Here is a 14,089-nt window from a genome sequence, read left to right on the forward strand (position 1 = left end):
GCATTTGGGGAAAATTAGAATTCAAATTGGTGATTGGTTAAAAAATACTGGAATTATAGGGCTAATTAAAATATTAGAGCATAGTCAAAATAATTTAAATTCTATAGTTGTAAAAAACGATTACATAGAATTTGAAGAAGAATTGTTAGAAAATTTTGAAGAAAAATATTTTGAATATATGATATATAAGTATAAAAATCAAATATCTATTGTAAGAATAATTGGATATAAGCGAAGAGTAAAAGCTTTATTAGATAAAACAAATTTAACTAAAGATGATGCAAAAGAAGTGGAAAGAATGATTAAGTTAACAAAAGAAAAGCTTATATCTAAAAGTTATTTAAGTGCATATTTCTTAATAAGAAAGGAGTTAAGTATTACAGATGACGCAAAAAATATAAAGGAAATTAGAATTACTAAAAAAGAAATAAAGGATGAAATTTCAGTAACGAAGATAGAAAATATAAATTTAAGTTTGCAGAAAATAAATGAAGTTATCAAAAAATTAGAAGAAACGAAAAAATTTAAATTGGAATTAAGAGATGAAATAAAGAATAGTATTAGCTCTAAAGTGAAATTTGATGAGGAGTTAGTTTGTAAGGAAGATATAACTAAAGAGAATGTAGAAATAATTATTGAATTTATTAAAGATGTTAAGAAAAAATTAAGTTCAAAGGAATATTTGAATAGATATTTAATATCTGATGAATATGTAAAATTAGAAGAAGAAGTAAAAAACTTTAAAAAAGTAAAAATATCATCAAAGGGTAAAGAACCGTTAGAGTTAGCAACAATATTAGAAATAAAAAACAATTTAAAGGAACTAGCAAAAATTATAAATATATTAGAAGAAGAACAACTTTTTAAAGTAATAGCTGCTAAAAATGTAATATATGATGTTATACAGCATTTTTGGGGGGGGATTAGCTTTTTACATTCCCAAAAAAGTGAAGAAAATATGTTTTCTTTATATAGAGAGGAGTTCATACAACCGATAATTAAATACACAAGTGTTAATAAAGAGGAATATGAGTTTAGTTGTTTTACATGTAGTAATAAAATTTTAAAGTTAAATAAAGATAAGCAAAATGTATTTAATATGACATGGATTAATAATATTGGGGTTGATATGGAGAAAAAATCATCGCATTTTTGGAATTTATGCAGCGATGCATATATATGTCCAGTATGTAATTTAGTTTATTCATGTATACCAGCAGGATTTAATTTTATTAATGGAAGAGGGATATTTATAAATAACAACATTTCCATTAAAACATTAAATCAGACTAATATTATACAGGGGAGTATCGATAAAGAAAATTTTGAAAATATAGAAAATGAAGCATATTTAAATATAATAAACTTAGTCGAACAAGAAAAGATAGAAAAAATAGAATATGAATTGGATAATATTCAAGTTATAAAATTTGATGGTTATGGTAATAGAAAATATACATTTAATATGTTATCTAAAAGAGTACTGTATGTGCTCTATAAAAATAGAGGAATTTTAAATAGTTTGATTAAAGTAAGAATAAAAATTACTGAAAAATATACATTAAATTTATATCAGGAAGTTTTAAGACGGTTGGTAAATAATTGTGTATTGTATGATTTACTTGAGCAATTAATGACTTTATATTTATGTGGAATTATTAAAAAGATATCAATAATAGATAAAATTTTAGCAATAAATAATTCTATTCGAGGAGGGGAAGTAGTGAAAAAATGTGAAAGAGAAAAATTTAGAGATTATGGGAATGAATTAAAAAGAAGTTATTTATTAAAGAATTCAGAATCAAAGTTGGTAGGAATATCATATAGAATGTTGAATGCATTAAAAACTGATAATAGTTCAAAATTTATGGAAAGTTTAGTAAATGCATATATGTATGTGAAAAAGGCAATACCAACAGATTTAATAGCAATACTAGGATATAGTGATGAATTTCAAAATGCTGGATATTCATTTTTAATTGGACTTCAGGGGGAAGTAAAAGAAGTGGAGGGAAATGGAAATGGAAAATAAAGGATTAACAATATCGATGATTGTGGAAGGAGAGAGTCTTAACTATGGAGAAGGAATAGGAAATGTAACAACATTAAAAAGAATAAGTAGAGATGGAGGAAGGTCCTATTCATATGTGTCTAGACAGGCACTTAGATTTAACATAATAAAACAAATGAAAGAAGATATAACAACATTAGCTTTAGATGGAGATGTCTTACAATTTCATCCAGATGCTAAAATTGATGAGTATGCAGAAATTGATTTATTTGGATATATGAAGACTAAGAAACCAGTAAAAACTAGAGCAGCAGTAGTAAGATTATCAAATGCAGTAGCTCTTGAGACATTTAATTCAGATTTAGATTTTTTAACAAATAAAGGACTGTTAGATAGATATAATGAAGTGTCTAGTAAGAAGAAGGAGGGTGGAAATATAGCACAAAGCGAAATTCATAAGTCCTATTATACCTATACAATAACTATTGATTTAGATAAAGTAGGAATTGATATTAATGATAAAATTGAAATTTCTAATAGTGAAAAAGAAAATAGAATAAAAAGGTTACTAAAAGCAATAAAATTTTTATATAGAGATATAAAAGGACGAAGAGAAAATTTATCTCCAGTATTTGCAATTGGTGGAGTATATAGTATTAAAAATCCTTTTTTTGAGAATAGAATAAAGGTATTCAATAATCGATTAAATGTTGAAGTGATTGAATCAGTTCTAAAATTAGATAAAGAAATAAGGGGAAATACTATAATAGGAAAAATAGATAATTTATTTATAAATAATAAAGAAATAGAAGAGAAATTAAATTCAATTGAAATAGGAGAATTCTTTGAAAAAATAGAAAAAGAAATAGAGAGTTATTATAGTGAAAAGTAGGTGTAGGTATGGGGAAAAAGGCAGTGAAATTAAGACTTTATCAAAATTTAGTAAACTATAAGAAGCCTACAAGTTTTCAACTTAAAGAAAGTTATCCTATACCTGCACCTTCAACGGTGACTGGAATGGTCCATTACGCTTGTAGATTTACAGAATATAATGAAATGAAAGTAGCCATTTCGGGAAAGTATGAATCTAAAATATATGATCTATATACTAGATATGAATTTTCAGGAGCATCTTATGAGAAGGAGAGGCATCAATTAAGATTAGAAAGTAGTAATGATAAGAAAGTGTATGGAGTTACTAAAGGTGTTGCTACATCAGAGTTATTAGTAGATACAGAGTTATGTATTTATATAATGCCAGAAGATGACGAGAATATAGAAAAAATTTATAAGGCATTCAAAAATCCATCTGAATATATATCTTTAGGAAGAAGAGAAGATATAGTAAGAATAGATGAAGTGAAAATTGTAGAGATTAGAGAAGAAGAAAGTTTTAACTGGAATATAAAATTTGATGAAAAAATGAATTATTATATACCAATTAAAAAATATAAAATAAATAACTTAAGAGCTACTATTTATGAGTTAAATAATATATATGAAAAAAAGGAAGTAAAAAAGGATGTAATAATTAGAAATTGGTCTAAAGTAAAAGCTGCATATGTAAGTGGAAGTAGATTAGATAAGGTTTTACTAAAGAATATTACTGTAGATAATGAAGATAATATTATGTTTTTGATTGGAAAAGAGGATGGAGAATAAAATTGTATATTGTTCATCCTCTTAGGAGGTAGAATGAATAAATTTTTAGCTAAAACCTATAAAGAAGAAACTATTATAGAACATACAAGAAAGCTATTAGAAAATTTATATTTGCTAAAAAAAATATATCCATTAGTTAATGTGAATTGGAAGTTATTATATTTGGCATGTTTGTATCATGATTTAGGAAAGATGAATACGAAATTCCAGAATAAAATTATGAAAAAATTAAATGAAGATGGAAATCAATACGAGCCATTAGAAGATATATTAGAAAATATTGAAGAAATACCACATGGATACATAAGTCCAGCATTTTTGCCGATTGAAGAATTAGAGAAGGAATTTCAAGCAGAAGAAATAAGGGTACTAATTGAAGCCATTTCATATCACCATAATAGAGAAAAGTTAAATATGATAAGAATGCGAGAGCTAGCAACTATTATTGATGAAGATATAGAAAAATATTATAGAAATCTTGATTTTTTCGAGGTGAAAATTAATGAAAAGCTTAATAGTGATTATATTTATGGATTAAGTAATAGAATTTTAAGAGATGATGCAGTTTGTGAAAATATAAAGAGAACATATGTGATTTTTAAAGGGTTACTAAATAAAATAGATTTTGCAGCAAGTAGTGAAACGAATATTGAAGAAGAACCAGAAGATATGGTAAGACTTGTGAAAAATTCTTTGAAAGAGTATGATTTAAATAAATTACAAAATTATATGCTACAAAATTCAGACAAGAGTTTAGTAATAATAGCATCAACAGGAATTGGAAAAACAGAAGGAGCATTAGTTTGGATAGGTAAAGAAAAAGGCTTTTTTACACTACCATTGAAGGTATCTATAAATTCAATTTATGATAGGATAATTAGTAAAGAAAAAATAGGTGCAAATAAAAAGAAAGTAGCATTATTGCATTCAGATACAACATCAGAATATATGAAAAGAGATGTTAAAAATGAAATAGATGAACCGTATTTAAATTCCACAAAACAATTATGCATGCCAATAACAGTTTGTACTGTAGATCAATTAATAAATTTTATATTTAAATATGAGGGATTTGAATTAAAACAAGCTACATTAAGTTATTCAAAAATAATAATAGATGAAATTCAAACATATGCACCAAGACTATTAGGGTATTTAATATGGGCATTAAAAGAGGTAACGATGGTAGGTGGGAAATTTGCAATAGTTACAGCAACATTTCCTCCCATATTTGAAAATTTAATGAGTGAAGTAGGATTAAATTTAAATACTGACTATATAAAAGCAAAAAAACCATTTTTAAAAGAAATAAATGGGAAGATAATGTTGAGACATAAAATTAAAGTATATGAAAGTTTAATTGAAAAAAATATTAATGTGATATTAAAAGATAATAGAAAGAAAAAATTGATTATTGTTAATACGGTGAAAAAAGCACAAGAGATATATAATGAATTGAAAGATAAGGCAAAAAATGTGCATATGTTTCATGCAAGATTTACAAAAGAAGATAGAGGAAAAAAAGAAAAGGAAATATTTGAAAATGGGCAGATAGAAAATATATTTGAAGGAATTTGGATTACGACACAAGTAGTTGAAGCGAGTTTAGATATAGATTTTGACGTGTTATATACAGAACTTTCAGATTTATCAGGATTATTACAAAGGATGGGAAGAGCATATAGAAATAGAGAGCTAGATACAGAAGAAGCAAATATTAATGTCTTTGTGGGAATGGAGAATATGTTACCATCGGGAGTATCAAAAAAGAAAGGTATAATAGATTATACTATATTTGATGTATCAAGAAAATGTATATTAAAGTATAAAAATAAGAAATTAGATGAAGAAGAAAAAATGAATATGGTAAAGGATACATATAGCGTTGAAAATTTAAGAGATTCAGAATATTTTAATGAAATTGTTAGAGCTATAAGAGATGCTAAAAATATATTACCATATGAATTGGGGAAAAACGATGAAAGATTAAGGGAGATAGAATCAGTGAATATTATTCCAGAAGAGATATACAATAATGAGAAAGAAGCTTTCGATGAAATAATAAAAATGATTACTCAAAAAATAAGCAAAACAAAAAAAATAAAGTTGAAAGAGAAAATAATGCAAAAAACAATCGCAATTCCACTTCAAAATTTAGAAATGATAAGGAGAAAAGGAGGAGTTATTAGAGAAGAGGAATTAAATAATTATGAAAAAATATATATAATTCCATGTAAATATAGCTTTAACATGGGATTGGAATGCAAAAAGGAGTATGGGGGATTTTCTGAAAATCAAATTATTTAAAGTAGTATGGTATTGAAAAGGTCAATAGACAAAGTTTTAATAATAATTTATCATATAGATAGAAAAATTAAATGAAATAAGAAATAGCTATTGTTATAGTTGTAAAGGAGAAGAGAATTTATAGTACTAAAAAGAGCGAAATTTAAATTTGCAGTAGATCGAAAATTGAAAGAAATAGCTTCAAACCTTTTAAATATAAGCCTTTGGAGTAGGTTGAAAAGAAAAAATAAAAATATCACTGAGGGTCTACTGCAAATAAATAAAAAAATATTTAAAAAACTCTTTGGAAATGGCATAAAATAGTCGTCAAATTTTAAATAAAAACGGGGTTTTATCTTAACTATAAGGAATGTAAAGAAATACCCAAGCCAAGAACCAGCCCCATTAATCATTGTTTTATCTTAACTATAAGGAATGTAAAGTTGGCACTTCCAATACATCCTTTTTAACTCTTTCAAGTTTTATCTTAACTATAAGGAATGTAAAGCTTTGAATTGCCCTATAATTACTATGAAATTTTACTGTTTTATCTTAACTATAAGGAATGTAAAGATACTACTATTATTTCTAAAATATTATTTTTGCAAAGTTTTATCTTAACTATAAGGAATGTAAAGTTATGAAATTAAGATAATAAACTCTTTTATAGTCTAAAGTTTTATCTTAACTATAAGGAATGTAAAGTAGATTTTTATCATCTGTACTATCCGTATCTATTGAGGTTTTATCTTAACTATAAGGAATGTAAAGCAAGCTAACCAGATACCAAATATTATCAACCATAAAGTTTTATCTTAACTATAAGGAATGTAAAGTAACACAAGGAACAATTAATTTAAAGGAAACTAATTGTTTTATCTTAACTATAAGGAATGTAAAGTGTAGTAAAAAACATTATAAAAAAAGAACTTATAAGGTTTTATCTTAACTATAAGGAATGTAAAGTAATACAAAAGAAACAATAGGATATAAGCTAAATATTGTTTTATCTTAACTATAAGGAATGTAAAGTTCTGTGTTCACTAATGCTAATTTCAGTTCGTGTCTCGTTTTATCTTAACTATAAGGAATGTAAAGATATTTCATTTTATCCCCCCTACATAGTAAACATCAGTTTTATCTTAACTATAAGGAATGTAAAGAATTTCCAAGAAATACGGCTTTTTACCTTCTTCTATGGTTTTATCTTAACTATAAGGAATGTAAAGTTTTTTCTACCTCTTTTTTTTAATATTTAATGTTCATGTTTTATCTTAACTATAAGGAATGTAAAGTCATCTGAATTTTGTTGTGTAAACTTTATATTATCTGTTTTATCTTAACTATAAGGAATGTAAAGTTTGCTCTTGCTGATGGTGGAATGGTTGAGGCTCTTGGTTTTATCTTAACTATAAGGAATGTAAAGTTTTGATATTGATAAACTTCAATTACTCTACCCGAAAGTTTTATCTTAACTATAAGGAATGTAAAGATATTAGTGCTGATATTACGCAGGAAAATAATGGTGCGTTTTATCTTAACTATAAGGAATGTAAAGAATCTTCTTTTTTATTGTAATACAAAATTCGCTAAAAGTTTTATCTTAACTATAAGGAATGTAAAGGTCTATAAAACATTACTGATGTTAAGACAGAATCTCGTTTTATCTTAACTATAAGGAATGTAAAGAAAAATTCTTGTATATCTATAACATCATATATAAACAGTTTTATCTTAACTATAAGGAATGTAAAGTGGGGTGCAGTAATAGGAACTGGAATAGCAGAAGGTTCGTTTTATCTTAACTATAAGGAATGTAAAGATGACAAGTGCAACAATAGCTTATAGATATAGGGAAGTTTTATCTTAACTATAAGGAATGTAAAGAATCTTGGGTTACAATCAATTAGTAAATGTACGTGGGTTTTATCTTAACTATAAGGAATGTAAAGTATTCAGTTAATGTATAGAAGTTTAGTGTAAATCTTGTTTTATCTTAACTATAAGGAATGTAAAGTATTAATCCATTATTTCTAATGGTACGGACTATACCTGTTTTATCTTAACTATAAGGAATGTAAAGTCTACTGAAAGACTATATCCTCTATTTTTAAGCCTTTGTTTTATCTTAACTATAAGGAATGTAAAGAATGCAGAACCCATATCACCAAACTTGGTTAATTGGTTTTATCTTAACTATAAGGAATGTAAAGATAAAAGGTAAACGAAGAACCTCTTCTAAATTATAAGTTTTATCTTAACTATAAGGAATGTAAAGTAAATTATAATTCAACACAAGTTGTAATGGGGAATATGTTTTATCTTAACTATAAGGAATGTAAAGGAGCAATCAGACTGTATTTTTTGTTCACCTACTGGTGGTTTTATCTTAACTATAAGGAATGTAAAGTGTGTTTCAGACTTGTGTAACTTATCTAAATTCCTAGTTTTATCTTAACTATAAGGAATGTAAAGAAAGTTAAATCTTCAACTCTTCTATCTTTTATGCAAGTTTTATCTTAACTATAAGGAATGTAAAGAAGGAGTTCTAATTGTTTATAACTATAAAAAATTAAAGTTTTATCTTAACTATAAGGAATGTAAAGTAAGTTACATACGCTCTAAAATTTATTTTTCTATATCGTTTTATCTTAACTATAAGGAATGTAAAGATTATATCTACTAATAATTCTTTAACCATTGTTATACCGTTTTATCTTAACTATAAGGAATGTAAAGTAAAGATAAATATAGGTGGTGGCATAAGTATAAGTTTGGTTTTATCTTAACTATAAGGAATGTAAAGACACAAAATTATGAAATTATGTAAAATAAAACATACAGTTTTATCTTAACTATAAGGAATGTAAAGAGATAAAACATTGAATTTATTAGACACAGATACCACGTTTTATCTTAACTATAAGGAATGTAAAGTATAACAAAGAGTTCTTAAGGATTAAAAGATTTGGAGGTTTTATCTTAACTATAAGGAATGTAAAGAGGAAAAAGTATGATTATGTGGAAGGAAAAATTCAAAGTTTTATCTTAACTATAAGGAATGTAAAGTGCGATACATAACGATTTAAGCAATCAACACATTTTTGTTTTATCTTAACTATAAGGAATGTAAAGTTTCCTTTTTACTTCTAATCTCTTTAACTTTTTTATGTTTTATCTTAACTATAAGGAATGTAAAGAAATAAAATGCCGACCCTCATATCGGTGTGGTTGAAGTTTTATCTTAACTATAAGGAATGTAAAGTTTTTAATCTCTACATTTAAATCATTTATTTGTTTTGTTTTATCTTAACTATAAGGAATGTAAAGTTTGAAGGCTTTACGGAAGGTATGCTCCTATTATCAGGTTTTATCTTAACTATAAGGAATGTAAAGATTTCAGAAGAAAAGTTCTTCAAAATGAGAAGAAGGTTTTATCTTAACTATAAGGAATGTAAAGCAATTTGCGAATTCATCTAAGAGCATATATACAGGTAGTTTTATCTTAACTATAAGGAATGTAAAGGTAGGAATGATTGATTTATATGATACTATTAAAGCTGTTTTATCTTAACTATAAGGAATGTAAAGACAAAAATAACATTTGGAGCTATATCTAAATCTTTCAGTTTTATCTTAACTATAAGGAATGTAAAGGCTGGATAGGCTCAAGGGATGGCAGAAGAAGAGCAGCGTTTTATCTTAACTATAAGGAATGTAAAGTAACTATTTAACTTTTCACTTATCATATCTCTAATTGGTTTTATCTTAACTATAAGGAATGTAAAGCTATATTATGAGGATTGGAGAACACAAATGTTACTAGTTTTATCTTAACTATAAGGAATGTAAAGGACTAGCTTGTAAATATCTTTACGAGGAATATTGCATGTTTTATCTTAACTATAAGGAATGTAAAGTTGATTATGTTCATCCTTAGTTGAAAAATAATATTCAGTTTTATCTTAACTATAAGGAATGTAAAGTTTTTTGATTACTGGGATATTGTACCGAGTGTTGGAGGTTTTATCTTAACTATAAGGAATGTAAAGAGTGGTTTGCAACTACCTTTTATTTCATCAAAGACATGTTTTATCTTAACTATAAGGAATGTAAAGGTCTAAAATAGACATACAGGTAAATTTTTTAATTGCGTTTTATCTTAACTATAAGGAATGTAAAGCTTTGAATTCCATATACCAATCCTGCGAATACTGCTGGTTTTATCTTAACTATAAGGAATGTAAAGATATTATAAGTTGCATTTAAATCACAATTATAGACGTTTTATCTTAACTATAAGGAATGTAAAGCCGAACAAATTCCGTCACAATCATAATCGGCAGCGAGTTTTATCTTAACTATAAGGAATGTAAAGATAACTAATATATTCATAAAAACCCTCCATATAATAAGTTTTATCTTAACTATAAGGAATGTAAAGGCATCTATAACATTGCATCCCGCTGAAAGAATACCAGGTTTTATCTTAACTATAAGGAATGTAAAGTACTCTATACACCGTCCTTTTTTCTTTTTAATGTACCGTTTTATCTTAACTATAAGGAATGTAAAGTTTAAAATAATATTACCATCGTTTGTATATGAAAAAGGTTTTATCTTAACTATAAGGAATGTAAAGCGGAATAACTTGTATTGATATACAAGAGCAGATTGAGTTTTATCTTAACTATAAGGAATGTAAAGCTCATATTAGAAGATAAATCTGTAGCACTCCACATACGTTTTATCTTAACTATAAGGAATGTAAAGTAAAAAGATATTGGATTTATCATTCTAAAATGTTCCTGTTTTATCTTAACTATAAGGAATGTAAAGGCTAGAAGGCAAAGAGGTAAATGGACTGTATGGTGTGAGTTTTATCTTAACTATAAGGAATGTAAAGCAAGATACACAAGGTCATTATTCTATGTATGATAGTTGTTTTATCTTAACTATAAGGAATGTAAAGTTAATAGAGGGTGGCTATTTGAGGTTTAAAAAGAGTGTTTTATCTTAATGATAAGAAATAGAAATCAGAATTGTTTATATAACTAAAAAGTTTTATCAAAATTCTAAAAAAATCAGTAAATAATTAAAAAGGGAGTTGTCTACTAAAAATTAGTGGATAACTCCTTTTTAATTAAAGAAAAAACTTAACAAAAAAGGTAAAATAAAGTAAAATTAAAAGTATACAAAGTAATTTTATGGTAATTAAATAATATAAATAAAATGAATACGTATTAAAGGGGTAAGGGAATGAAACTTATAAATATTATAAATTCAATATTTAGAAAAAAGTATGAGAGAGATTATGATAATCCAAGTTTTAAAAGTTGTTTCTATAGATTTATAGGTGTTGAAGATGGTAATGATTATGATAATTTGTTGAAGACTATTGAAACTCGTATGAAGGAATATGAAAAGTCTTGTATTTTGTTTGATGGAAGTATTGAGATGAGTGGAGAAATGGAGCTTATACAGTATATATATAATGAACTTGGGACAATGGATATTTTTAATATGAAGTATCAAGATATTACTATTTTTAATGATAGAGATATAAATTTAAAATTTTTAGAAGGATTAGATTATGTTATACCCTTAGCAATTCAAAAGGAAAATTTCTTTAATGATAGTGTTAGAAATAATTTTATTACTAAGCTTATAGTTTGGGTTTATGTTCATTTGAGAGAAATTGATTTTGAGGGAGATATAATTCCTAAGGGGATTTACTATGGGGAGATTGGAAAGCACGAGATATACTTTTTGATGTTAATGAATAAAATGGGATTTGATATAGTATATATAAATCCATTGAAGGAAACTTTGTTTAAAGAGGTTAATACTGAAAGTGAACTTATAGAAAATATGGGGATTCTGAGTATAGAAACCTTTAAGGATAGAGCAAAGAATGGAAAGGTTATAGAGGCGATTGAAACCAATACTAAGGTTCTTCAAAGAGAAATTGAGGGAGAGCTTTTTAATGTAAAGACTGGAATGTATAAGCCTTGGCAGTTTAGAGGTGGATATACAAAAGCAGTAGTTATAGATTCAATATTAGAGGACATATATACATACTTCAATGAGCCTGCAAAGCTTCGTGTAGGATTTGAAGTAGAGAAAGATACAGTAAAGGTTCCATGTATGTTCTTTAAGATAGATGGTCAGTATGATGACATATTTAAATATCAAAAGTTAATTAAATTCTGTACTACAGGAGAGAATGTTTTATTTTTAAATGGAAGACAATTATCAAATAATAATGCTATATCTGAGGATATGTATGGTGTTATGTTCCATCAGTTAAGTAATGGTGAGTTTGATATTGAAGGGATAAAGAAGCTTAAAAGATACAGATTTTCTAAATACAGTACAGAAACACAGAACTTTTTATTAAAGAAGTTTAATGAAGCGATAACTAGAAAAGATGTTTATGTAAAAGAGTTTAAGGAAAAGCAAATTTTAAGGCTATTAGTTTTGGTATTAGAATTAAATAATAATGTTTTAAGGCTTATAGATAATTTTGATTTTACAGGAAATGTGCCAAAGGTTGTAATATTTATAGAAAGAGAGAAAAACCTTTCTGAAGAAATACAATTAATACTTGGATATCTTCACATAATAGGTTTTGATATAATCATTTTTAATCCATCAGGATTATTTAATTTAAATAATGTACTGCAAGAAAAAATTGTAATTTCAGAAAGATTAGAAATTATGAAATATGACACCATGTATAGAACTATAATGAGTGTAAAAGAAGGCTTTTTTTCAAGGCTATTAAAGTAATGTAGGGGGAGAATGTGATGAATGGTAATGATATGTTCAATGAGAATTTTAATGGGGAATTAAATGAAAATAGCGAAATGCAAATGGATAATGGTATGTACAACAATGGAATGCAAATGAATAATGGGATGCAGATGAACAATGGCATGTATAACAATGGTGGAAATAATGGAATGCAGATGAATAATGGTCAAAACAATGGTATGCAGATGAACAATGGAATGTATAACAATGCTCCGAATAACGGAATGCAAATGAATAATAATTATGGAATGGGAAATCAAATGCAAAATGGTGGAATGCAAGGGAATAACACTATGTATTCTAATATGAATGGTATGCAACAAAGCTATGGACAAACTCAGATGATGAATAATGACTTTAGCATGGGAACTGATATGAATGCAAACAATGGTCAAATGCAAGGAATGGATATGGGAGAAATTACAGAGTACAAAAAAGCTCTTAGAAGTTCAGTTGAAGTTCAAAGACTTACAGGTGAAGTTGAGGTTCAAAATCCAAACTCTATAATAATGTTTGGTCAAGGAGCTAGTGAAAATATCTCAAAAATTTCAGATGAATTATTAAATTCTATGAAGTCTGTAAAAGCAGAAGAAGCAGGAGAAATGCTTGTTAATTTAACTAAAATAATGGACAAGTTTGATATAAAAGAAATTGAAAATCCAGAAAAACCATCTATGCTTTCAAAGTTTATGAAAAATGTAGGAAATAGTGTAGCTAAGCTATTCCAAAAGTATGACAGAATGGGAATGGAAGTTGAAAAGATATATGTTCTTTTAAAGAAGTATGAAACTGATATAAGACAATCTAATGCACATCTAAAGAAGCTATATGATGGGAATATACATTACTATCAATTATTAGAAAAGTATATAGTTGCAGGAGAAATTGCATTAGAAGAAATTGATATGTATATAGGTCAAATTGGAAATGATATGACTATGAATGAAGAGCAAAAGCATATGATGATTCAAAAGCTTGAAATAAGTAAAGAAATGTTATCTCAAAGAGTTTACGACTTACAAATAGCGGAGAATGTTGCAATACAAGCAGCACCAATGATACAAACTATACAAATGTCTAACTTTAACTTAATGAGAAAAATAAACTCATCATTTATAGTAACACTTCCAATATTTAAGCAATGTTTAGCACAAGCAGTAATCTTAAAGAGACAGGAAATTCAAGCAAAATCAATAAAGCAACTTGATGATAAGACAAATGAACTTATTATGAGAAATGCAGCAAATACTGCTAGACAATCAGTTGAAATAGCAAAAATGGCATCAGGAAGCTCAGTTGCAATTAGTACTTTAG

Annotated in this window: 7 protein-coding genes and 1 CRISPR repeat array; all 7 genes read left to right on the forward strand. The window is 26.5% G+C overall.

The window, feature by feature from the left end; genetic code table 11:
* The first annotated feature begins 4 nt into the window (after window positions 1–4).
* Entirely contained in the window at window positions 5–2,032 is a 2,028-nt protein-coding gene (cas8a1, locus tag ACRC28_RS17260; protein ID WP_438544689.1) for a type I-B CRISPR-associated protein Cas8b1/Cst1, read from the forward strand.
* Complete coding sequence (gene cas7i / locus ACRC28_RS17265; RefSeq protein ID WP_438544690.1) at window positions 2,022–2,903, forward strand: type I-B CRISPR-associated protein Cas7/Cst2/DevR; 882 nt, start codon at window positions 2,022–2,024, stop codon at window positions 2,901–2,903. The genes cas8a1 and cas7i overlap by 11 nt, the downstream gene beginning before the upstream one ends.
* Window positions 2,904–2,911: 8 nt before the next feature.
* On the forward strand, window positions 2,912–3,673 hold the full coding sequence (gene cas5b / locus ACRC28_RS17270) for a type I-B CRISPR-associated protein Cas5b (protein ID WP_438544691.1): 762 nt from the start codon (window positions 2,912–2,914) through the stop codon (window positions 3,671–3,673).
* A gap of 33 nt (window positions 3,674–3,706) precedes the next feature.
* The gene (gene cas3, locus ACRC28_RS17275; protein ID WP_438544692.1) at window positions 3,707–5,980 is read left to right on the forward strand and encodes a CRISPR-associated helicase Cas3'; all 2,274 of its coding nucleotides are present in this window, start codon (window positions 3,707–3,709) and stop codon (window positions 5,978–5,980) included.
* Window positions 5,981–6,145: 165 nt separating this feature from the next.
* Window positions 6,146–6,283, forward strand: coding sequence for a hypothetical protein (locus ACRC28_RS17280; RefSeq protein WP_438544693.1), 138 nt, complete (start codon window positions 6,146–6,148; stop codon window positions 6,281–6,283).
* A 25-nt stretch (window positions 6,284–6,308) separates the two neighbouring features.
* A CRISPR array of direct repeats spans window positions 6,309–10,931; the repeat unit is 29 nt; unit sequence GTTTTATCTTAACTATAAGGAATGTAAAG.
* A 287-nt stretch (window positions 10,932–11,218) separates the two neighbouring features.
* Entirely contained in the window at window positions 11,219–12,751 is a 1,533-nt protein-coding gene (locus tag ACRC28_RS17285) for a YceG family protein (protein ID WP_438544694.1), read from the forward strand.
* 17 nt (window positions 12,752–12,768) lie between these two features.
* Window positions 12,769–14,089: toxic anion resistance protein (locus ACRC28_RS17290; protein WP_438544695.1), on the forward strand; the 1,321-nt coding region annotated here is incomplete at its 3' end.

The organism is Clostridium sp., assembly GCF_051650885.1.
GTDB lineage: Bacteria > Bacillota > Clostridia > Clostridiales > Clostridiaceae > Clostridium.

Excerpts from the sequence above, each read along its gene's own strand:
- cas7i (WP_438544690.1), top strand. The coding sequence starts at position 2,022 with ATGGAAAATAAAGGATTAACAATATCGATGATTGTGGAAGGAGAGAGT.
- cas5b (WP_438544691.1), top strand. The coding sequence starts at position 2,912 with ATGGGGAAAAAGGCAGTGAAATTAAGACTTTATCAAAATTTAGTAAAC.
- cas3 (WP_438544692.1), top strand. The coding sequence starts at position 3,707 with ATGAATAAATTTTTAGCTAAAACCTATAAAGAAGAAACTATTATAGAA.
- ACRC28_RS17285 (WP_438544694.1), top strand. The coding sequence starts at position 11,219 with ATGAAACTTATAAATATTATAAATTCAATATTTAGAAAAAAGTATGAG.